This window comes from Ruegeria sp. C12, assembly GCF_056537745.1.
Genome location: NZ_JBQFSA010000001.1, coordinates 100174 through 121011, shown reverse-complemented (window position 1 = coordinate 121011; position 20838 = coordinate 100174). Strand labels below are relative to the sequence as shown.

Below are 20838 nucleotides of genomic sequence, written 5' to 3'. Positions count from 1 at the left end.
CAGTCTAGTTATTTGGCAGCAGGATCAAGGCCAGATCGGGCACCAGCGAAACCAGAATCCAGACCGACAGCAGTGCTACCAGATAGGGAACCGTATAGCGCAGAAGCCGGAAATAGGGCACGCCGGTCACGCCCGACGCCACATACAGGTTCAACCCGTAAGGAGGCGTAATGAACCCGATGGACGCGCCGACCAGAAAGATCACCGAGAAGTGGATCGGATCGATACCCACCGATGCCGCAATCGGCGCAAGGATTGGCGCAAGGATGATGGTCACCGGCAGGCTTTCCAGCACCATGCCCGAGAAGAAGACAATCACCATCGAGGTAAACAGAACTGCATGGTAGCCACCCATCGAGGTCACGAAGTTCCCGATGGTTTCCTGTGCCCCCAGCAGAGACAGGATTTGCTGCATCACCACTGAAATCGCGATCAGCGGCGCAAGGATGCCGGTGATCTGGGCCGAGCGGATCACAATTGACGGGATTTCCGGGATCGTGAAGCCTTCGACCACGAACATCTCGGCAAAGGTCTTTTCGGTGGGTGGAATGTCATTCCGCGCGCCCATGATGCGGTTGATCGGATAGCTGACCAGACCCGCGATGACACAGAAGCCCACGGTCACGCCCGCCGCCTCGGTGGGTGAGAATTTGCCCGTATAGATGCCCCACAGCACAAGCCCGATGGCGAAGAAGCCAAGCCATGCACCGAACGCGGTTTTCAGAACGCGGTTCAGTTGTAGCGGGATCAGGTGGCCCCAGCCATTCATGCGGCAGATGATCCAGCAGGCGAATTGCATCCCGAACACCATCAGCGCGCCGGGCAGGATACCTGCCACAAACAGCTCAGAGATTGGCAGATTCATCAGGAACCCGTAGACGATGAAGATAATTGACGGGGGAATGATGATCCCCACCGTGCCGCCCGCCGCAGCGGTCGCGGCGCTGAACCGTTCGTCATAGCCGCCCTTGACCATTTCAGGGTGCAGCATCGAGCCAATAGTGGCCGTCGTGGCCGAGTTCGACCCCGAGATCGCCGCGAACAGCCCGCAGGCCCCCAGCGATGCCATCGCCAAACCGCCGCGTATCCAGCCCAGACAGGCATAGGCAAAATCGCTGAGCCTGCGCGCAATGCCCGATTTGTTGATAAGGTCCCCGGTCAGGATGAACAGGGGCATCGCCAGCAGGGCAAAGCCTTTGTTGAACACGTTCAGCAGTTCAGCGCCCATATTGTCCAGTGTCAGGCCGAGGACAAAGGAACAGCCAATGACCCAGTAGCCGATCACCAGCAGAACCGGTACGCCCAGCATGAACAGGAAGGTGACCCCAAGCGAGATCAGTGTGACCATGGTTCCATCTGTCATCAGTCTGCTCCGATCACGGCCTGCTTGATCAGCGGCTCGCCTGTTTTCCAGTTGCGCAGATCGTCGGCAAGGTTTTGAAACACGCGCCCGACCATCAGGAAGAAGGACAGTGGCGCAGCCAGCAGGAACCACCACTGCATGATATTGTCGGTGCCCAGAACGATCTGGAAGTTAGACGCCGAGAGCGCCACCAACCGGGTCGTGGTCACGATGACGATCACCGCAAAGATGAACCACAGCACCGCATCCAGGATCAGACAGGCCAGTTGCCCGCCGCGCGGCATGGCCGTGCGAAACTCGCTAAAGCTCAGATGCGTGCGCAGGCGGACGTTGTAGGAGGCTCCGAACCAGGCCATCACCATGAACAGCAGCGGAGGGATCGTGGTCGACCACGGCTCTTGGTCGTTGAACACGAACCTGTCGATCACACCCCAAAAGATGATCAGGGCAATCGCGAGGTAGGAATAGACCATCACCGACCGTTCGAAATGACGTTCGACAAAGGGAACTGCCCGATAGATCAGCATGATCACGAACCCGCCGATGGCCGAGACAATTGCCCCCAAAACCCATGCGGCATCGGATTCCAATGCGGATTGAATCTCGAACGAATCCTGGCTGAGAAAAGCGCTGAAAATCGCGCCGATATCTGCCCAAAACGACATGTACCCCGTCCTCCCAGTCGGTGTGTTTTTTGGAACCGGCCCGCGTGGGGCCGGTTCGCATCAGCTTATCAGGCCTGGCCCATCCACCAGCGGCGCGGCTCGACATTCTCGGGCAGCATATCTGCCGGGATCTCTCGCGCGATGTCGTAGATCTCCTGATAGGTGTCGATGCCACCGGCCCATTTATTCAGACGCTCACGCCACTGCGCCCACGGCTCGGGGTTGAAGTTGGGGGCACACATCTCTTCGGCCAGTTTGATCTGATCATCCGGCAGGAAGGCCGCGCGCACGCCGTTTTCGGCAAAGATCGTGCCCGGCAGTTGCGGGTCCGAGAAGCCAACGGTGTTCAACAGCGCCGCCTCGTTTGCGCCCTGAATCAGCGCCTGAGTGAAGTATGAGGACTCCATCACGGCATCCTGCAACTCGCCGCCCAGACTGTCGAAGACCTTGGCCGACATCGAGGTATGCTCGGTCCCGCAGAAGAACTTCAGGTTCACCGACTGCGATACCACTGGTGCCATGTTGGCATAGGCCACAGCCGAGGCCCATGTTTCGGCCCCATCGATCAGACCGGTTTTCAGCGCGTCCAGCGTTTCTTCCCACGCCACCGGAACCGGGTTCAGGTTCAAAAGCTGCATGGCGATCCGGCCCAGCTGAGTGCCCGTCACGCGGTTCTTGGTGCCGAACAGTTCCTCCAGCTTGGTGACAGTTGGCTTGTCGGCAAAGGTTGATCCCATTTGCAGACCGCGCAACTCGCAATGGGTGAACAGGAACTTCAGCCCGTGCCGTTTTTCCAGCGGGTCGCGCAGGATGCGCTGGCTGGCGGGGCTGTAGAAGAAGTGATACTGCGCCGCGCGGCTGGGGAACATATAAGCATAGTCCAGCACGTTCAGATAAGGCGCACCACCGGCCGAGTTCTGGGTCGAAGCCGCATAGATATCGACAATGCCCTGCTGGGTTTTCTCGACACAGCTTAGCTGTCCGCAGATCTGGTTGTCGCCGATGAACTCGATGCGAATCTCACCATCTGTGCGTTCTTCCAGGTCACGGGCGAATTCGATGGCCCCGGCGCGCTCGATCAGAAGGTTGCGGGTATTGAAGCCCGACGCACCAAATTTCAGCGTATGTTTCGGCTCTTTCGAGAAGCGTTTTTCGTAATTTGATTCAGCGGCCTGCGCCAAATTCGCCAGACTCATCGCGCCGCCGAACCCGCCTGCCGCAAGCAGCGTCGAGCTCATGCCATAGCGTCCGGCCACGCGGAAGAAATCCCGCCGTGAAATCCCGCTTAGTTTCTTACCGATCTCCATTGCTTACCTCCCTGATCGCAATTATTGAGACGTTTTGTATCAAAAAATGCTAGTATAATTCCTGCATCTTGCATAGAGTTTTTTTCAACGACGTTGGAAGGAGGCGATCATGGAAGTGGATTATGCGATTGTCGGAGCAGGGTCTTCGGGCTGTGTCATCGCCAATCGGCTCAGCGCCGATCCCAATACCAAGGTCGCCCTTCTGGAAGCCGGTGGGCCGGATACCAACCCGTGGATTCACATCCCGGTCGGCTATTTCAAAACCATGCACAACCCGTCGGTCGATTGGTGCTATCGGACCGAACCCGACCCCGGCCTGAACGGCAGAAGCATTGATTGGCCGCGCGGGAAAGTGCTGGGCGGATCATCCTCGCTGAACGGGCTATTGTATGTGCGCGGACAGAAAGAAGATTACGACCGCTGGCGCCAGATGGGGAATATCGGCTGGGGTTGGGACGACGTGCTGCCCCTGTTCAAACGCTGCGAGGATCAGGAACGGGGCGAGGACGAATTCCACGGAGTCGGCGGGCCCTTGTCCGTGTCGAACATGCGCATCCAACGCCCGATCTGCGACGCCTGGGTCGCGGCGGCGCAGGCTGCGGGCTATCCGTTCAACGCCGATTACAATGGGGCCGAACAAGAAGGGGTCGGCTATTTCCAACTGACAACACGCAATGGCCGACGGTGCAGCGCGGCTGTGGCCTACCTCAAACCTATCCGCAATCGCGACAACCTGAACATCATCACCCATGCCCTGGTGACAAAGATCGAACTGGACGGGAAACAGGCGACCGGAGTGGTCTATCAGGACCGGTCCGGCGAAACCAAGACGTTGAAGGTACGTCGCGAGATCATTCTGTCCGGCGGCGCGATCAACTCGCCACAAATCCTGATGTTGTCCGGGATCGGAGACCCTGATCACCTGAAAGCCAATGGCATTGAACCGACCCACGCCTTACCTGCTGTCGGCAAAGGGCTACAGGATCACCTGCAGGCCCGTCTGGTGTTCAAATGCAACGAACCCACGTTGAATGATGAGGTGCGCAGCCTGTTCAATCAGGCGCGCATCGCGCTGAAATATGCGCTGTTCCGCGCAGGTCCAATGACAATGGCGGCCAGCCTGGCGACCGGCTTCCTGAAAACCCGCCCGAATGTACAGACGCCGGATATTCAATTCCATGTTCAGCCATGGTCTGCCGACAGCCCCGGCGAAGGCGTACATCCGTTTTCCGCCTTCACCATGTCGGTCTGCCAGCTTCGCCCCGAAAGCCGGGGAGAGCTGCAATTGGATGGTCCCGACCCGTCCAAATACGTGAAGATCATCCCCAACTACCTTTCAACGGAAACCGATTGCCGAACCATCGTCGCCGGCGTGAACATCGCGCGCAAGATCGCCACCCACAACCCGCTGGCCTCGAAAATCTCCGAGGAATTCCGGCCAACATCGGACCTGTCTTGCGACGACTATGAAGGCACGTTGGATTGGGCACGGTCGAACTCGGTTTCGATCTATCACCCCACTGGAACCTGCGCGATGGGCACCTCGGAAAACGCGGTTGTGGATCCGGAACTGAAGGTGAAGGGGATCGATAACCTGCGCGTTGCCGATTGCTCGATCATGCCGGAAATCGTCAGCGGGAACACCAATGCGCCCGCGATCATGATTGGCGAGAAGGCAAGTGATCTGCTGACCGAGCGCAGTTGAACCAAGCGACAGTGCCAATCCGCGCCATTCACCTCGCTTGCCCTGATGCACCACCTGATGCAAACTGATCTGCGGAGGAGGGATGTGCCATGACATCCAAAACCGCAGGATCCACACCACCGGACAATCTGGCGCCGCAGCAGCCAGCCGCGCCCAAGATCAACAAGGTGACAGCAGATGACATCACCGCATCTCTGAAAGCCGGGTTTTCCGACTTTCTGGCGCGCCCTTTCATGAGCGGTTTTTTCGGCCTGTTCTATGCAGTCTTCGGCATCCTGCTGGTTTGGTGCCTGATCTGGCTGGGAAAAATCTGGATGATCATCCCCGCCATTGTCGGCTTTCCGCTTGTTGCGCCGTTTGCTGCCGCGGGCCTGTATGAAATGTCCCGTCGCTTGCAAAAGGGCCAGAGATTCGGCTGGTCAGACATCCTGACTGTCATGGCCAATCAGCGCAAACGCGAGATGGGCTGGATGGCCTTTGTCACCCTGTTCATCTTCTGGGTCTGGATTTACCAGGTTCGGCTTTGGCTTGCGATCATACTGCAGAATGCGTCTTTCTCGGATTTCGACGGGTTTTTGAACACCGTTTTCTTCACGCCGCAGGGCTGGACCTTCCTTGCTGTCGGCACCTGCATAGGCGCGTTGCTGTCAGCTGTGCTGTTTGCGGTGACTGTCGTTGCCATGCCCATGCTGCTGGACCGGGAAATCAATTTCGTGTCGGCGATGCTCACGTCCATTCGGGTCGTCAACGAAAGCCCGGTGGTCATGCTGGGCTGGGCGGCGATCATCTCGGTCACGATGTTGCTGTCGATGGCTCCGGCGTTTCTGGGCCTGATCTTCACCCTGCCGATCCTTGGGCACACCACATGGCACCTGTATCAGCGGGCGGTGACACCGGCGGAGGGGTGATCCATCCCAACCCGGATCAGCAAGATCACCTCTATTCCCGGCGCTGCGGTGCTTTGAACAAATCCTTGCGAAGGGTCATCAACGCGCCGGGGTCGATTTTGGCCTGAATAACAGTTGTTTCCCCCGAGGCTATTGCCTGTTGTAACGCAGGCCCCATGCCACCGGGGCCATCGACCCAGATGCCTTTGCCGCCGCAAAGTTCCGCGAATTTGTTAAAGCGGGGCGACTGGATTTCGGCCCCCAACAGACGTCCGCCATAGAACTCCTGCTGATAGGCTTTCTCGGCCCCCCATGCCTCATTATCCAGAACCACGATCACGATGGGCAGATTGTGTGAGATGGCGGTCTGGATTTCGATCATCGTATACCCCACCGCACCGTCGCCCATGACGGCAACAACGGGCCGGTCGGGGGCTGCGGCCTTGGCCCCGATGGCGGCGGGCAGGCCAAAGCCAACCAATCCGAAATCCAAAGGGGTGATCAGCGACAAAGGCTCATAATGCGCCAGACGGTCCGCGGCTTGAAGGCAGGTGTTACCGGTGTCCAGCGTGACGATGGCGTTTTCGGGCAGCGCGTCGCGCAGCTCGCCCAAGGCACGGCGGGGATGCATGGGCAGGGTCTCGATTGCTGCTTCCTCGGCGCGCTCGGCCCGAAGGGTCTCCATGTCGGCACGAAACGCATCACGCCATGGATCGCAATCAGGTTTAGCGGCCGCATCGGTCAGCACCTCGGCAGTCAGGCGCGCATCCCCCTGGGCCGCAATTTCAGCCGGGAAATAGCGCCCCACCGCAGATCCGTCGATATCCACATGGGCGATCCGCGTCTCGGCCCCCACATAATCGTTTGAATGAAAGGTCGAGTTGAACCCCAGCCGTGCCCCAAGCACGACCATCACATCCGCCTCTTTCGTCAACCGGCTGGCCACCCGGTTGCCACGCGGCCCGGCCTGCCCCGCAAACCACGGGTGTCCGTGGCGCATCACGTCGGCATGGCCGGTTGATGCAACCACCGGCACCTCAAGTGTCTCGGCCAAAGCGGTCAGCGCGTCTCGCCCGGCGCTCCATTTGAAGCCACCGCCGGCAAAAATCACCGGGCGTTTGGCTTCACCCAGAAGCGCGGCGATGGCGGCAACATCTTCGGAGGCCGCAGGACCGGGCCGGGCGATGTTAACTGACACCGGGTCAACCGCAAGCACCTCAGCCGCAAACAGGTCGCGCGGCACATGCAGCACGACCGGCCCACGACGGCCCGAATTTGCCAGCCGTATTGCATCTTCCAGCATCGGGACCAGACGCGACCGGTCCGTGACCATGACCGAGCGTTTGCAGATCGGGGCAAACAGCGCCACCTGATCAACCTCCTGAAACGTGTCTTTGGCTTGATCGGCCCGCGTGATCGCGCCTGCGATGACCACCAGCGGGGAATAGGCCAGATGCGCCTCGGCCACGGCGGTGACGATATTGACCACACCCGGCCCGGCCTGCGCGCCTAGAACAACACCGGGCTTGCCGGTCATCCGCGCCCAGGCATCGGCCATATGCCCCGCCGCCCGTTCATCGCGCGCACCGACATACGCGACCTCGCCCCCCTGATACATCGCGTCATACAGTTCGAGCATCGAGCCGCCCAGCAGGCCGAACACGGTGTCGATCCCATTGGCCTTGAGCACGCGATAGACGGCCTCGCCGCCGGTGATTTTGGTCATGGTCTAGTCCTCGGATCGGGGTCTCAGGTTTTGTGGGTCAAACAGGGCGTCGTCATGCACGGTCACGGGGATGGCACGGTTCAGGATTTGCACGCTGAGGCCATCGCGCGGGGTGCCTTTGCGCACGAACAGCCAGCCCAGCGACTTGCCCACCGTATAGCCATACCCGCCCGAGGTGGTCAGACCAACGGGCATGCCATTCAACAACACAGGCTCGCCGCCATGAATGTCGATGCCGTCGGCACGGAGTTCCGCATAGAAGAGCTGCCAGTCCGGATCACGGGCCAAAAGGGCATCCTTGCCGATGAAATCGCGACCTTCGGCGCGGACAAAGCGGTCAAGGCCGACGTCGAACGGACCGACATCCGTGGTCAGCTCGCCGCTGGCGCGATAGGCTTTCTCCATCCGCATCCCGTTGAACGCGTAAGAACCCAGATCGACCAGCCCGTGCGTGGCACCAGCCTCAAACAGCGCATCATAGAGCGCACCGATCCGGTCCAGCGGCACGTGCAACTCCCACCCGAGCTCACCCACAAAAGACACCCGCAGCGCATAGCAGGGGATGCCTGCAACGGTGATCTCTTGCCCCGACAGCCAGGGAAAGGCAGCGTTGCCGAGGTCAGCCTCGGTCAGTTCCGACATGATCCGGCGTGACGCCGGGCCGGACAGGGACAGCATCCCCCAATCGGCGCTGCGATTGACCATCTGCACGTCTTCACCGGGTCGGATATGGGATTTGATCCAGTCAAAATCCGGGTTCGCCCGCGCGATGGCGGAACCGGTGAAATAGCGACCATTGGCGATGCGCCAGATGGTGATTTCGGTCTCGAACCTGCCCTTCGGAGTCAACAGGTGGTTCAGGCTCATCCGCCCGTCTGTGGCGGGGATTTTGTTGGCCGACAGCCGGTCGAGCAAGGCGCCCGCATCCTTGCCGGTGATCTCGAACTGGGCAAAGGCGCAGAGGTCGATCACACCAGCGGCGGTACGAGTCGCTTTGGCCTCGGCCATGGCGTTTTGGTGCCAGGTCTGGTGGCCCCAGCCGATCTGCTCGACCTCACCCACCGCACCGAAATAGCGCGGGCGTTCCCAGCCAGCGACCTCGCCAAACACCGCGCCCTTGGCGGCCAGCCGGTCATAAAGCGGATGGCGGTTCAGCGGGCGCAGGCTGTCGAACTGCTTGCCGGGGCAGGGCGTGTCATGGCGGCGCATGAACTCGTCCTTGGTGCGCTCGACGATGAAATTGTCGGTGCTGAAGTCGCCATAGCGGCGCGGGTCCATCCCACGGGTGTTGATCTGGGTTTCGCCATGCACCATCCAGTCGGCCAGCACCTTGCCAGCCCCACCGCCCCATGCGAGCCCGATGGAAGACCCGCAGGACAGCCAGACATTTGGCGCACCCGACGGCCCCACCAGCATCCCGCCATCCGGCGTATGGGTGATCGCCCCGCGCACCACGCGCCTGATCCCCAGTTCGGCCAGCACGGGCATCTTATCGAGCGCCACCATCAGAAAATCGCCAATCGAGTCGTAATCGACCTCGAACAGCTCATTCTCCGCTGCCCATGGCGCGCCTTGCGGCATTTCCCAGACCGTAGGGCAGACATGGCCTTCGTAAATCCCGATCAGGCCCGATTTCTGCTCCTGCCGGATATAACCGCCAAAGGCATTGTCGCGCATGACGGGCAGTTCGGAACGGTCCTGAAATTCGGGCACCGTATCCGTGACCAGATAATGATGCAGGCAAGACACCGACGGGATTTTCAGCCCGAACCATTCCCCCACCTGATTGGCGTACGAGCCTGCGGCGATCACCACATGCTGGGCGAGAACATCACCCTTTTCCGTCGCCAGACGCCACATATCACCCTTGCGCGATGCGCCGGTGACGCGGGTATGCCGCTCGATCCTGGCCCCACGCGCGCGGGAGGCGGCGGCCAGCGCCATGGTGACACCGGATGGGTCGATATGGCCGTCTTCAAAGGTCTGCACGGCGGCCTTGATGTCAGAGGTCCGGTAGAAGGGGTTGCCTTTGGCCACTTCCTCGGGCCCGACCAGTTCCATCGGCAGGTCCAGCAGCCTGCCGACCCCCATAATCGACTTCATCCAGTCGACCTCATCATCGGTGGTGGCGATCCGGAAGCCGCCGACCTGATGCCAGCCGATGCTCTGGCCGGTCTCTGCCTCGACGCGCTTGTAGGTCTCGATCGAGGTCTTGTTGATCCAGCCCGCGATCCGACTGCCGACCGCATGGGCGATCTGGCCCGCCGCATGCCATGTGGAACCGGAAGTCAGTTCTGCCTTTTCGAACAGGATCGTGTCGGTCCAGCCGTTTTCGGCCAGTTGAAACTGGGCGGCGACGCCCATGATCCCGCCGCCGATGATCGCGACCTGAGTGGTGCGGGTCGTATCACTCATTGGAATGCCTCTTTGGCGGGTTTCGGGGCGGCGCGGGCGGTAAAGCGGGTGCAGGCGATTTCCACCTCCACCGCCCATGTGCCATCTGCGGAGGAAGATTTTTCGTCGAAAAATCTCGGCGCGCCCGAGATCATTGCCAGCGCAACAGATCGGCCGAACCGGTAACTCCACGCGGCAGAGGTGATCTGGCCCGCGACCTTCCCTTCGAAATAGACAGGCTCGTCATGGATCGGGATCGCATCCGGGTCATCGAATAACAGCGAAACGATCCGGCGTGCGGGTGTGTGATCCCGCAACGCCTCTTCGCCCACAAACCCGGTGCCCATGGCGCAGAATGCGTCCAGACCGGCCTCGTGCGGGGTGGTGCCGGGGGTCAGCTCGTGCCCGAAAGCGCGGAACCCGCTTTCGATGCGAAGGCTGCCGCTGGCGTAAAGACCCGCATGGCTGGCCCCGGCAGCTACCAGCGCCTCATACGCGGCCATGGCCATGTCGGCCTGGATATAAAGCTCGTACCCCTCTTCGCCGGTAAAGCTCAGCCGCCCCGCCCAACCGCGTGCAAGGCCGATTTCGACCGGCGCGAAGTGAAAGCGCTTCAGATCAGGGACCGGCATGTTCGAGGTTGCTTGCAACACGGAGCGCGCCCGTGCCCCGGCCAGTCCCAAAATGGCATACCCGCTGGTCACATCGATGAATTCCACCCGGAAATCGCCCCGTGTCTCGCGCATACGCTTGAGGACGCGCACGACCTCGCCCGTGCCGGTGATCAGCAGATAGGTCTCGGGGCCGTGGCGCTGAACGGTCAGATCGCTTTCCACCCCGCCGCGTGCGTTCAGGATTTGGCTGTAGGCGATGCGCCCGTCGGGCATATCCATCTGCGCCGCGCAGAGACGGTTCAGAAAGGCGTAAGCGTCCGGCCCCTGTACCATGATCTTGCCAAAGGCGGATTGATCCAGAATGGCGGCACCGTTGCGGCAGGCCTCGGCCTCGGCCCCGACCTGATCGCGCCACGCGGGCACACCGAATGTCAAAGGCAGATGCGCGGCCTTGCCGCCGAAATGCACGGCGCGTTCCCAGCCGCCGCGCGATTCAAACTGTGCCCCCGCAGCCACCAGACCGGCGTGAATGGGGGACCGGCGCTGACCGCGGGCGCTGTCCATGGCCCGACCCGGATAGGGGTTGTCGTAATGGCGGCCCAGCACCTCGGGGATGCGGGCCTCCAACGCGCCCAGCACGTTCATTTCGGGGCTGAAGCGGCGAATATCGGCCTCGTTCAACTCCATTGTCGGCTCGCCTGCGATGATCCATTCGGCCATCGCCTTGCCCGCACCTCCGGCAAGGGCAATGCCGGTCGAGTTCATGCCACCCAGCAGGAACAGGCCCGACACCTCGGGGCTTTCGCCCAGCATGAACTGGCTGTCGAGGGTAAAGCTTTCAGGCCCGTTCAGCAGCATCCGCACCTCGGCCCGCTCCAGCGCGGGAATCCGACGCAGGGCGTTCTCCATCATTGGCGTGAAGTGGTCCCAATCCTCGTCCAGCAGATCAAAGCTGAAACCCTCGGGCAAACGGTTCAGAGGCAGCCCCTTGGCGTTGGGTTCAAAGCAGCCCACCAACAGCCCCTCGACATCGTCGCGGGCATAAAGGAACGCGTCCTGATCGTTCAGCGTCGGCAGATGCGCCCCTTTGCCAAGCGCCTGCACCTCGGGCAGGGGTTTGGTCAGGATGTAGAAATGCTCGCAGGCATAAAGCGGCATATGGGCACCGGCCATCGCCGCCACCTCGCGGGACCAGAGGCCACAGGCGATCACCACCTCGTCGGCCTCGATCACATGGTCCCCCACCGCGACGCCCGAGATACGCCCGGCCTTTTTCCGCAAGCCGGTGAGGGCGGTATCCTCGAAAATCCGCACCCCCCGCGCCCGTGCGCCTTTCGACAGCGCCAGTGCTACGTCCGAGGGGTTCACCCGCCCATCTGCCGGGGACCAGACCGCGCCGATTACGTCATCGGTTTCAATCAGCGGCCACAGTTCTTTCGCGCGGGCGGCATCGACCACCTCGGCCTCAAGGCTAAAAGCACGGCCCAGCGAGACCTGCCGTTTGATATTGGTCAGCCGGTCCGGATTGGTGGCCAGCGTCAGCGATCCGGTCTGGGTCCAGCCGGTGGCTTGGCCGGTTTCACGCTCCAACTCCCTATAAAGATCAATCGAATAGTTGATGAGCCTGGTCAGCGTTGCCGAGGGCCGCAGGCGGCGCACCAGACCGGCGGCGTGCCACGTCGTGCCGCTGGTCAGTTTCGAGCGTTCGAGCACCACGATGTCCGTGCGCCCCTCGCGCGCCAGATGATAGGCGATGGAACAGCCGATAACGCCGCCACCGATCACAACCGTGCGGGCATGGGACGGCAGGGTCATGGCAGTACCCCGTCGCTGATCATATCGGACAGCGTGGCGCGAAACGCCTCCAGCGCCTCATCGATCATGTCCGGCTCATGCGCCGCCGAGGTGACACCGGACGTGTAGGACATCATTTCCACCCCGCGTGCCAGCAACCCGTCGCGGTAGGCTTTGACCGTCGATTTGGGCAAGCCGCGTATCTGAGCCGGGCCAAGACCGTCCAGAGAGTCTTGACCAAAGAACACATGAAAGACCGAGCTGTCGCCATAGGTAATCCCGGCAACGCCCAGATCTGACAGCACGGCATTCATGCCGTCCCGCATCCGTTCGGCCATCTCATCGGCCTTGGCCTGAGCCTCGCCACTGGCCAGCAACGGCATTGCGGCGCAGGCTGCGGCGGCCACCAGCGGTGAGGCATTGAACGTGCCCTTATGACTGACCGCCGGTGCGATGCCGTCGCGCATGGTTGCGTTGTTCATCAACTCCATGATCTCGACCCGGCCGCAGACCGCACCGCCCGGCAGGCCGCCGGTGACGATCTTGGCCAACGTTGTCAGGTCGGGCACGATGGCGTCTCGGGCCTGTCGCCCGCCGGGGGACCAGCGAAACCCGGTGATGATCTCATCAAAGATCAACACCACACCCGCCGCCCGCGCCACGTCGTGCAGTGCCCGCAATGTCGCGGTCGACAATGGAACCGATCCATAGTTCGCCCCGGACGCCTCGATGATGACCGTTCCGATACGATCATCTTGCAGCGCGTCTGCCATCGCGTCGGGGTTTGCCGCGCAGACATGGATCAACTCATTCACCGCCTCTGGTACGCCCAGCGACGCGGCATGATTTGTTCCCGGTTTTGCACCTTTGAGCGCGTGGTCGTGCCAGCCGTGGTAATGCCCATCCACACGCAGCACGTGGTCCTTGCCGGAATACGCGCGGCCCAGACGCAAGGCGAGCATTGTCGCCTCGCTGCCAGACGCGGTGAACCTCGTACGCTCGGCGCAGGGGTATAACTGATTGACCCAATCGGCCCAGAGGATTTCAGCCTCGTGACAATCGGCGCTGAAGATCGACTGTCCGGCCTGCTGTCTGATCGCCTCGATGATCGCAGGATGACCATGGCCCAGCAGTTGGCTGGCGCTGCCCATCTTGAAATCGATATAGCGGCGGCCTTCACTGTCCCACTTCTCGGCCCCCTGCGCACGCTCGATGTAGACGGGATGCGGGTCGCGATAGCGCAATTCGTGGCTGACACCGCCCGGAAGGGCCGCGCGGGCGCGCTGGCTGAGGTCAGAATTCTTCATTCAGGTCGTCCGATTTGTGTCCGTGTCAGACGGATGTCAAAACTGCCTCGCAAGCTGCGGTCGATGTGATCGGGGATATGCGCCGGGAAGTGGCTGTTCAGGATCTCGCGCGCCCGTTCGCGGGCGACGTCGCCGATCCTTTGTCCGCCGTGTTCCTCCCAGTCACGCGGGGCCCGACGGTCGCCGATTTCGGGGTAGAAATAGTCCGACTTCATCCGGCTGAACGTGTGCATTTCGCCCAGATAATGACCCTCGCCCCGGCACACATCCGCAATGACATCTGCAGCGATGTTTTCCGGCGTGGCCTCGATCCCGCGAATGGTGCGCAGGATGTTGCCCAGCAGATCGTTGTCGCTGACATATGCGGCGTGGCTGACACCCAGAAGGCTCGACATCATGCCCGCCGCCTGCGTGACGATGTTCGACCCCGCATGGGCGGCCATGGTCACGGCCAGAGATTTCTCGGCACCGTATTGGGCGTCCAGCCGCTTGGCATCGGTGATCCCGGCGATCGAGCTGGTAGGCAAATCCCAGTGCCGCCCCATCTGCGCCGCCCCCGCCATCAGGATCGCCTGCTCGCCGCCGCCGCCACTCATGGATCCGGTGCGCAGATCAGCCACAAGCGGTTTGGGCGCAAAGATCGCCTTGACCTCGGGATCGACCAACCGCGCGAAAACCAGCCCGGCCAGAGTTTCCGCGACCGCCTGCACCAGCGACCCAGCAATCGTCGCCGGGCTGGTCGCCCCGGCCTGACCGGCGCTGATCAGTTGAACGGGAAAACCTGCCCTGATCGCAAGGTCCAACACCTGGCAGGCCTCTTCGGCGAAGCGCATCGGCGGGACCACGTGGCAGACCATGACGGTAAGAAACGGGCGGGCGCGAAATGCGGCCTCACTGCCTGCGATGCTGTAGCAAAGCTGGGCGATCTGGGCGACGTTCTGCGGTTCAGTGATCGAGATCGACACATGCTTGGACGTGCCCGCCAGACAGGCATAAGCGGTATTAAGGTCCATCACAGCGGGGTCCTCGATATCCCGCGCCACAACCGACCGGCTGAAATGATGGATATTGTCCATCTGATCCACGATCCGGGCCGCATCATAGAGGTCCTGCAACGTGGAATCGCGATACTCGTGCGTGTTAAGGTCGAACACCCCCGGAGCAGCCCCGCCGGTTGACATATGCACCCGCGATCCTTCGATTTTAAGGTCGCGGTCGGGGTGCTGGCCACACAGCGAGAACCCGCGTTGCGCCCCATCAATCGCCCAGCACACCAGATCGGGCGGAAACAGCAACCGCCCGTCACCCGTCCGCACACCGCCCGCCGCAACAACCTTGTCGATCATCGACGGGGTGGCCTGACTTAGACCAAGCGTTTCCAGCAATGCAAAGGCAGAGCTTTCGACCAACGCCACCTCATCCGGGGAAAGCGGTTTGAGACGACCGCCCATGACCCCCGGCCAGACAGGCAGAGAGCCTTCGCTTTGCAGGGTGTCCTTCAGCCGGTCTTTGCGACCTCGGCGGCGGCTGGGTTTGACCATCGACTCATGAAGTTTGCTTTTCGTCGAGATCAGGCTTTCATATCCGGAACACGTTTACAAAGGCAGCTTACTCAGCAATAGATGAGTAAAACTACTCTATAGGCCTGACATGAAACCGTCCCTTCCCGCCCTGCGCGCCTTTGAGGCCGCCGCCCGGCTGGGCAGTTTTCGCGCCGCGTCCGAAGCCTTGTCAGTCACCCCGACGGCGATCAGCCACCATATTCGCGGACTGGAAGATCAGCTTGGCACCAAGCTGTTCACGCGCAGCGGTCGGGATGTCACACTGACCGAAGACGGCGAACGGCTTGCAAACGCCGCCGCACAGGCCTTCGGGATATTGGACGAAGCGGTGCGCACGCTCCACCGCCGGTCCCGCAAAGTGGTCCGGCTGGCGGCCGGCCCGATTTTCACCGCGCGCTGGCTGATGCCAAAGATCAGCGATTTCTGGGCCTCTCACGCGGATATCGAGCTTGAGGTTCTGCCCACTTTCGAACCCGGAACAAGCGTGCGGGAAAACCTCGACATCGTGATCCGCTGGGACCGCATGGCCGAGACATCGGGTGACGCGATCAAGTTACTTGAGCTCAGCCCCGTCGCCATTGCGTCCAAGTCATTTCTTGACACCCACGGACCCATTGAGAACCCGAAAGACCTGCTGAATTTACCCCTGCTGCACCAAAGGAACCACTGGGGATGGCTGGATTGGTTCGCAGCCATGAACGTGCCCGTCCCAAACCGGCTGCGCGGTTCGATTTTCCAGGACGCAAACGCCCTGCTGCGCGGTGCTGCCGAGGGGCAAGGGATCGTGATCGGCTGGCTGCCGCTGATTGATCAGGACCTTGCCGAGGCACGGGTCGTTCGCCTTTTCGATGAAAGCATCCCCCCCACACATGCCTATTTCGTCGAGGTGCGCGGCAGCCGCCCCGTGAGGCGGGAGGTGCAGAAAGTCGTGGACTGGCTTGCGGGCTGATGTTTGCGGCTCGTAGCGCGTGCAATTGTGGTCGTCACACAAACCTGTTCACATAATTCTCCAGCATCTCCTGACGCCCTGAATGTGGTTCTGGGTTGATCCCATCCCGCAAGACTCGGGCGGCAATGTCATCGAGGCTGCTGTTCAACATAGCTTGCGCTGCGGGTGAACTCCAATTGGAATACCTGTCAGAAAGCGCAGCTTCCAAGCCCCCGTCTTCGATCATTACTGCAGCGGCCCTGAGACCTCGGGCGCAAATATCCATGCCACCGACATGCGCGGCGACAAGGTCTTCTGCATCAATCGACTGACGGCGGATTTTGGCGTCGAAATTCGTGCCGCCGGTTGTAAAGCCGCCCGCTTTCAGAATGTAGTAGTAGGCCAAGGCCACCTCGGGCGCGTTATTGGGGAATTGATCCGTGTCCCAACCCGACTGATAGTCGTTTCGGTTCATGTCGATGGACCCCAGCATACCCTCGGCCGCTGCAACTGCGATCTCGTGTTCAAAGCTATGACCGGCAAGGATTGCGTGTCCCTGTTCGAGGTTCAGCTTAACCTCGTCCTCCAACCCGTATTTCCGCAGAAACCCGATGCAGGTTGCAGCGTCATAGTCGTACTGGTGCTTGGACGGCTCCTGCGGTTTGGGTTCGACAAGAATGGCACCCTTGAAGCCGATCTTGTGTTTGTATTCCACGACCATGTTCAGAAACCGGCCCATATGGTCCAGTTCAGTCTTCAGGTCGGTATTCAGCAGGGTCTCATAGCCTTCGCGGCCACCCCAGAGGACATAGTTTTCGCCGCCCAGCTTGTGGGTTGCGTCCATGCACGATTTCACTGTTGCAGCCGCAAACGCGAACACGTCGGGATCGGGATTGGTGCTGGCCCCGGCCATCCAGCGTCGGTGGCTGAACATATTGGCCGTCCCCCACAGCAGTCGGGTGCCGGACGCCTGCATCTTTTCACCGATATAGTCGGTGATGTCTTCCAGCGTTCTCAGATTGTCGGCAAAATTGCCCTGTTCGGGCCGGATATCGGCGTCGTGCCAGCAAAAGAAGGGCTGGCCCAAAAGCTCGAACAATTCGAATGCGATATCCGCCTTCATACGGGCCCGGCCCATATCGTCCTGCGGATGCCAAGGGCGTTCGAACGTGGGACCACCAAAGGGGTCTCCGCCCTCCCACGCGAAAGAATGCCACCAGGCGACCGCAAATCGCAGATGATCTTCCATGCGTTTGCCCATGATCACCTCGTCCGGGTCGTAGTGGCGAAAGGCCAAGGGGTTTTTGCTGTCCGTACCCTCGAACTTGATCTGTTCGATCCCGTCGAAAAATCCGCTTTTCATTCCTGCCCCCTAGTCCGCCTTCTGACCGGGCTGTTTGCCCAGAATAATCATCGACAAAAGATCGTCATCAGTGACGTCTGCGATATCGACAGTTCCCACCAGTTTCCCGTTTTTCATCACCGAGGCGCGGTCGCACAGATCCATGACCGCGTGCACGTCGTGATCAATCAGGAAGATCCCGATGCCCTGCGCCTTGAGTTGATGGATCAGATCCGCGACCATCTGCGTTTCATGCGGGCCAAGCGCCGCGGTGGGTTCGTCCATGATCAGGATGCGGGCATTGAAATAGACGGCCCGTGCAATCGCCACAGACTGTCTTTGGCCGCCCGACAGCGCGGACACCGGATCGCTGAACTTCTGAAAATTCGGGTTAAGCTGCGCCATGATCTTGCGGCATTCAGCCTCCATGGCGGCGTCGTTGACCAGCCCAAAGGGCGTCGCCATCTCGCGCCCCAGAAACAGGTTCGACGTTGCATCCAGATTATCGGCCAGCGCGAGGGTCTGGTAGATGGTCTCGATATTATTCGCCCGCGCATCACGTGGGTTGTTGATCTCAACCGGATTGCCATCAATCAGGATCTCGCCATGATCCATTTGATAGGCACCCGAAAGCACCTTGATCAGCGTCGATTTCCCGGCCCCGTTATGGCCAAGCAAGCCAACGACTTCGCCGGGGTAAAGATCGACCGATACATGATCGACCGCCTTGATCCCCCCGAAGGAAATCGAAATGTCGCGCATTTCGACCAAGGGCGGCGCACCGGTTCCGCGAGCGGATGTTGAGGGCGTTTTCTGCGTGTCCTGAGCTTGCATCACTTTGCCCCCAGTCGCTTGCGGTAGACGATGTCGATATAGACGGCCAGCACAAGAACGCTGCCGACCACGATGTTCTGGAACGGCGCGTCAACGCCAACCATGGCCATGCCGGACTGAAGCGCCTGCATGATCAATGCGCCAAGGATCGCGCCGTATATGGTACCGATGCCACCGGACAAGGCGGTCCCGCCGATCACTGCCGCCGCGATGACCCTCAGTTCATCCAGCGTGCCGATGTCGTTCGAATGGTTCGCCAGCCGCGCCGAGGCAACCACGGCGGATACGGCGCACAGGAACCCCATCAGCGCAAAAATCTTCACGGTCAGCAGACGTGTGTTGATACCTGAAAGCTCTGCCGCGTCCGGGTTGCCGCCGGTGGCAAAGATATAGCGGCCGAACCGGGTTTTTCGGGCCACAACTGTTAGGGTGACCGCAACGATGATCAGGATGAGGACCGAGATCGGGATACCGTAGCCAACGACCAACCCTTCGGGCATCGTCTCTCCGCGTGCTTCGAACATGCGTTCCAGACGGCGCGTGGGAATGGCGTAGCTGTTGACAACGTATACATAGCCAAGGATCGCGACAGCGATGATCCCGGCCAGGGTGCTTTCAGCCCAGACGGGTTTGACAGGAAACCCGTGCGCGGATTTTGCGCGCCGTCCGCTCCACAAGGCCCAGATGGCGATTGCGGTGGCGAACAGCCCGAACAGCCAGCTTACCGTTGTGCCCAGGGTTCCATTTGTGCCGCCGAACATCAGGAAGGTGCTGTCCAGCGGGCCAATGGTCTGACCGCTGGTCAGGTACCAGGCCACGTTTCGCCAGACCAGAAAACCACCAAGGGTGACAATAAAGGCCGGGATCGTGAGATAGCCGACCAACCAGCCGTGAAATGCACCGATCAGCGTGCCCGCGAACAGACCGATCACTATGGTAATCGCCCAGGTTGCCGGGTTGTTCAAACCCATCCCCAGCATGTGCGGCAGCAGTTCGGTCTGCGTCATTGCCATAACCGCCGAGGTTGTAGCCAGCAACGCCCCCACCGACAGGTCGATATGCCGCGTGACGATGATGAACACCATCCCGCAGGCCATGATGGCCACTGAAACCGTCTGGATGGACAGGTTGAACAGGTTGCGCGGGGTCAGGAACCGTCCGTCGGTGACGATGTTGAACCCGATGCACAGGATGACAAACGCGCCGATCATGCCCAAAAGCCGCATATCCAGTTCCAGTTGCTGGAACAGGCTGGGTTTTGCCTTTTCAGGTATCGGCTGAGACGAAGTTTCGGTCATTTCCGATCTTTCATTTTCAGCAAGTACCCCCGGCCCAAACAGGGCCAGGGGCTGAGTGGTTTAGTTACAGGGGGCAGGTCCGTTTTCGACGCCCTGACACAGCGCTTCCTGCGAAATCCAGCCCGCATCCACGACAACGGACAGGTTATCCTTGGTAATCGGGACCGGAGCAAGGAAGACCGAGTTCATCTCGGTGCCGCCCGGCGATGTCCAGCTGACCACACCATCCACGTCTGCAGGGCTTGTGCCACTACTCAGCGCAACCGCAATTTCACCGGCGGCTTTGCCCAGTTCACGGGCATCCTTCCAGACCGAGACAGTCTGTGTTCCAAGTGCAACCCGGTTCAGCGCTGCATGATCGCCGTCCTGCCCGGATACCGGAATACCCTCCATGCCCTGCGCCGTCAGCGCCGCGACAACACCGCCTGCTGTGCCGTCATTCGACGCAACAACCGCGTCCACGTTGTTTTCATTGGCCGTCAGGATCTGTTCCATGTTGCGCTGCGCATTCGCAGGTAACCAGCCGTCGGTATAGGCCTCACCAACGATGACGATGTCACCGCTGTCCACCGCCGCACCTATGACCTCTTGCTGACCGCCCCGCAGGAAATCGGCGTTTGGATCGGTGGGGGACCCCTTGATCATCACGTAATTGCCCTTGGGCATGGCATCAAAGACGGCGCGGGCCTGCATGCGGCCGACCTCGACATTGTCGAAGGTCAGGTAAAAGGCCCGGTCATCCTCGATCAGACGGTCATAGGCAATCACCGGGATACCTTCGTCAGCCGCAGCCTGAACCGCCGGCCCGATGGCCTGCGCGTCTTGCGCCAGAATGATCAACGCGTCCACGCCCTGTGCGATCAGGCTTTCAATATCCGAAAGCTGCTTGGCGGATGACGACTGCGCATCAGATGAGATGTATTCAGCACCACCCGCTTCCAGCGCTGATTTGATGGCTGCTTCGTCCGTCTTCCATCGCTCTTCCTGAAAGTTGGACCAGCTTACGCCGACCACCGGCTCTGCGAAGGCAGCAGAAGCCAACAAGGTGGCCGCAGCCGAGAAGCTGAGAATTCTTTTCATGATTTCCTCCCATTTGCCGAGCCATCGAATCT

Annotated in this window: 15 protein-coding genes; 3 read left to right on the top strand and 12 right to left on the bottom strand. The window is 60.7% G+C overall.

Annotation, left to right across the window (positions count from 1 at the left end; all coding sequences use genetic code 11):
* Window positions 1-4: 4 nt before the first annotated feature.
* The 3 genes from ACR0C9_RS00530 to ACR0C9_RS00520 form a co-directional block, all read right to left on the bottom strand.
* On the bottom strand, window positions 5-1363 hold the full coding sequence (locus tag ACR0C9_RS00530) for a TRAP transporter large permease (RefSeq protein WP_170429642.1): 1359 nt from the start codon (window positions 1361-1363) through the stop codon (window positions 5-7).
* Window positions 1363-2028 carry a TRAP transporter small permease subunit gene (locus ACR0C9_RS00525; protein ID WP_170521588.1) on the bottom strand — a complete coding sequence of 222 codons (666 nt, stop codon included), beginning with the start codon at window positions 2026-2028 and terminating at the stop codon, window positions 1363-1365. The genes ACR0C9_RS00530 and ACR0C9_RS00525 overlap by 1 nt, the downstream gene beginning before the upstream one ends.
* A gap of 68 nt (window positions 2029-2096) precedes the next feature.
* Complete coding sequence (locus ACR0C9_RS00520; protein ID WP_170521586.1) at window positions 2097-3335, bottom strand: TRAP transporter substrate-binding protein; 1239 nt, start codon at window positions 3333-3335, stop codon at window positions 2097-2099.
* Window positions 3336-3444: 109 nt separating this feature from the next.
* Here ACR0C9_RS00520 and ACR0C9_RS00515 point away from each other — a divergent pair, with 109 nt between their 5' ends.
* Together ACR0C9_RS00515 and ACR0C9_RS00510 are read left to right on the top strand one after the other, a co-directional pair.
* The gene (locus ACR0C9_RS00515) at window positions 3445-5040 is read left to right on the top strand and encodes a GMC family oxidoreductase (RefSeq protein ID WP_480780144.1); all 1596 of its coding nucleotides are present in this window, start codon (window positions 3445-3447) and stop codon (window positions 5038-5040) included.
* A gap of 89 nt (window positions 5041-5129) precedes the next feature.
* Entirely contained in the window at window positions 5130-5948 is an 819-nt protein-coding gene (locus tag ACR0C9_RS00510) for a DUF2189 domain-containing protein (RefSeq protein WP_480780143.1), read from the top strand.
* A 31-nt stretch (window positions 5949-5979) separates the two neighbouring features.
* On the opposite strand, the gene ACR0C9_RS00505 is transcribed toward ACR0C9_RS00510, so the two are convergent.
* Genes ACR0C9_RS00505 through ACR0C9_RS00485 form a run of 5 tightly spaced genes read right to left on the bottom strand, consistent with a single transcriptional unit; the run spans window position 5980 to window position 15303 of the window.
* Window positions 5980-7653: a thiamine pyrophosphate-binding protein gene (locus ACR0C9_RS00505; RefSeq protein WP_480780142.1), complete on the bottom strand. Its 1674-nt coding sequence runs from the start codon at window positions 7651-7653 to the stop codon at window positions 5980-5982.
* 3 nt (window positions 7654-7656) lie between these two features.
* Window positions 7657-10068, bottom strand: a complete 2412-nt coding sequence (locus ACR0C9_RS00500) for an FAD-dependent oxidoreductase (protein ID WP_170452820.1) — start codon at window positions 10066-10068, stop codon at window positions 7657-7659.
* Window positions 10065-12476, bottom strand: coding sequence for a GcvT family protein (locus ACR0C9_RS00495; protein ID WP_480780141.1), 2412 nt, complete (start codon window positions 12474-12476; stop codon window positions 10065-10067). The genes ACR0C9_RS00500 and ACR0C9_RS00495 overlap by 4 nt, the downstream gene beginning before the upstream one ends.
* Window positions 12473-13762 carry an aminotransferase class III-fold pyridoxal phosphate-dependent enzyme gene (locus ACR0C9_RS00490; protein ID WP_170622788.1) on the bottom strand — a complete coding sequence of 430 codons (1290 nt, stop codon included), beginning with the start codon at window positions 13760-13762 and terminating at the stop codon, window positions 12473-12475. The genes ACR0C9_RS00495 and ACR0C9_RS00490 overlap by 4 nt, the downstream gene beginning before the upstream one ends.
* Window positions 13759-15303 (bottom strand): trimethylamine methyltransferase family protein, encoded by a 1545-nt coding sequence (locus ACR0C9_RS00485; protein ID WP_480626393.1) that lies wholly within the window; start codon window positions 15301-15303, stop codon window positions 13759-13761. The genes ACR0C9_RS00490 and ACR0C9_RS00485 overlap by 4 nt, the downstream gene beginning before the upstream one ends.
* Before the next feature lie 109 nt (window positions 15304-15412).
* Here ACR0C9_RS00485 and ACR0C9_RS00480 point away from each other — a divergent pair, with 109 nt between their 5' ends.
* The gene (locus ACR0C9_RS00480) at window positions 15413-16273 is read left to right on the top strand and encodes a LysR family transcriptional regulator (protein ID WP_480626394.1); all 861 of its coding nucleotides are present in this window, start codon (window positions 15413-15415) and stop codon (window positions 16271-16273) included.
* A 34-nt stretch (window positions 16274-16307) separates the two neighbouring features.
* Here the strand turns inward: ACR0C9_RS00480 and xylA are convergent, their stop codons facing one another.
* Genes xylA through xylF form a run of 4 tightly spaced genes read right to left on the bottom strand, consistent with a single transcriptional unit; the run spans window position 16308 to window position 20806 of the window.
* Entirely contained in the window at window positions 16308-17615 is a 1308-nt protein-coding gene (gene xylA / locus ACR0C9_RS00475; protein WP_480780140.1) for a xylose isomerase, read from the bottom strand.
* Window positions 17616-17624: 9 nt separating this feature from the next.
* Complete coding sequence (locus ACR0C9_RS00470) at window positions 17625-18428, bottom strand: ATP-binding cassette domain-containing protein (protein ID WP_480780139.1); 804 nt, start codon at window positions 18426-18428, stop codon at window positions 17625-17627.
* On the bottom strand, window positions 18428-19726 hold the full coding sequence (locus ACR0C9_RS00465; protein ID WP_480780138.1) for a sugar ABC transporter permease: 1299 nt from the start codon (window positions 19724-19726) through the stop codon (window positions 18428-18430). The genes ACR0C9_RS00470 and ACR0C9_RS00465 overlap by 1 nt, the downstream gene beginning before the upstream one ends.
* 60 nt (window positions 19727-19786) lie before the next feature.
* Window positions 19787-20806 carry a D-xylose ABC transporter substrate-binding protein gene (gene xylF, locus ACR0C9_RS00460; RefSeq protein WP_480780137.1) on the bottom strand — a complete coding sequence of 340 codons (1020 nt, stop codon included), beginning with the start codon at window positions 20804-20806 and terminating at the stop codon, window positions 19787-19789.
* Window positions 20807-20838 lie beyond the last annotated feature (32 nt).

Bases quoted from the DNA above. Each gene is read 5' to 3' on its own strand.
- ACR0C9_RS00530 (WP_170429642.1), bottom strand. From the start codon at position 1,363: ATGACAGATGGAACCATGGTCACACTGATCTCGCTTGGGGTCACCTTC.
- ACR0C9_RS00525 (WP_170521588.1), bottom strand. From the start codon at position 2,028: ATGTCGTTTTGGGCAGATATCGGCGCGATTTTCAGCGCTTTTCTCAGC.
- ACR0C9_RS00520 (WP_170521586.1), bottom strand. From the start codon at position 3,335: ATGGAGATCGGTAAGAAACTAAGCGGGATTTCACGGCGGGATTTCTTC.
- ACR0C9_RS00515 (WP_480780144.1), top strand. From the start codon at position 3,445: ATGGAAGTGGATTATGCGATTGTCGGAGCAGGGTCTTCGGGCTGTGTC.
- ACR0C9_RS00510 (WP_480780143.1), top strand. From the start codon at position 5,130: ATGACATCCAAAACCGCAGGATCCACACCACCGGACAATCTGGCGCCG.
- ACR0C9_RS00505 (WP_480780142.1), bottom strand. From the start codon at position 7,653: ATGACCAAAATCACCGGCGGCGAGGCCGTCTATCGCGTGCTCAAGGCC.
- ACR0C9_RS00500 (WP_170452820.1), bottom strand. From the start codon at position 10,068: ATGAGTGATACGACCCGCACCACTCAGGTCGCGATCATCGGCGGCGGG.
- ACR0C9_RS00495 (WP_480780141.1), bottom strand. From the start codon at position 12,476: ATGACCCTGCCGTCCCATGCCCGCACGGTTGTGATCGGTGGCGGCGTT.
- ACR0C9_RS00490 (WP_170622788.1), bottom strand. From the start codon at position 13,762: ATGAAGAATTCTGACCTCAGCCAGCGCGCCCGCGCGGCCCTTCCGGGC.
- ACR0C9_RS00485 (WP_480626393.1), bottom strand. From the start codon at position 15,303: ATGGTCAAACCCAGCCGCCGCCGAGGTCGCAAAGACCGGCTGAAGGAC.
- ACR0C9_RS00480 (WP_480626394.1), top strand. From the start codon at position 15,413: ATGAAACCGTCCCTTCCCGCCCTGCGCGCCTTTGAGGCCGCCGCCCGG.
- xylA (WP_480780140.1), bottom strand. From the start codon at position 17,615: ATGAAAAGCGGATTTTTCGACGGGATCGAACAGATCAAGTTCGAGGGT.
- ACR0C9_RS00470 (WP_480780139.1), bottom strand. From the start codon at position 18,428: ATGCAAGCTCAGGACACGCAGAAAACGCCCTCAACATCCGCTCGCGGA.
- ACR0C9_RS00465 (WP_480780138.1), bottom strand. From the start codon at position 19,726: ATGACCGAAACTTCGTCTCAGCCGATACCTGAAAAGGCAAAACCCAGC.
- xylF (WP_480780137.1), bottom strand. From the start codon at position 20,806: ATGAAAAGAATTCTCAGCTTCTCGGCTGCGGCCACCTTGTTGGCTTCT.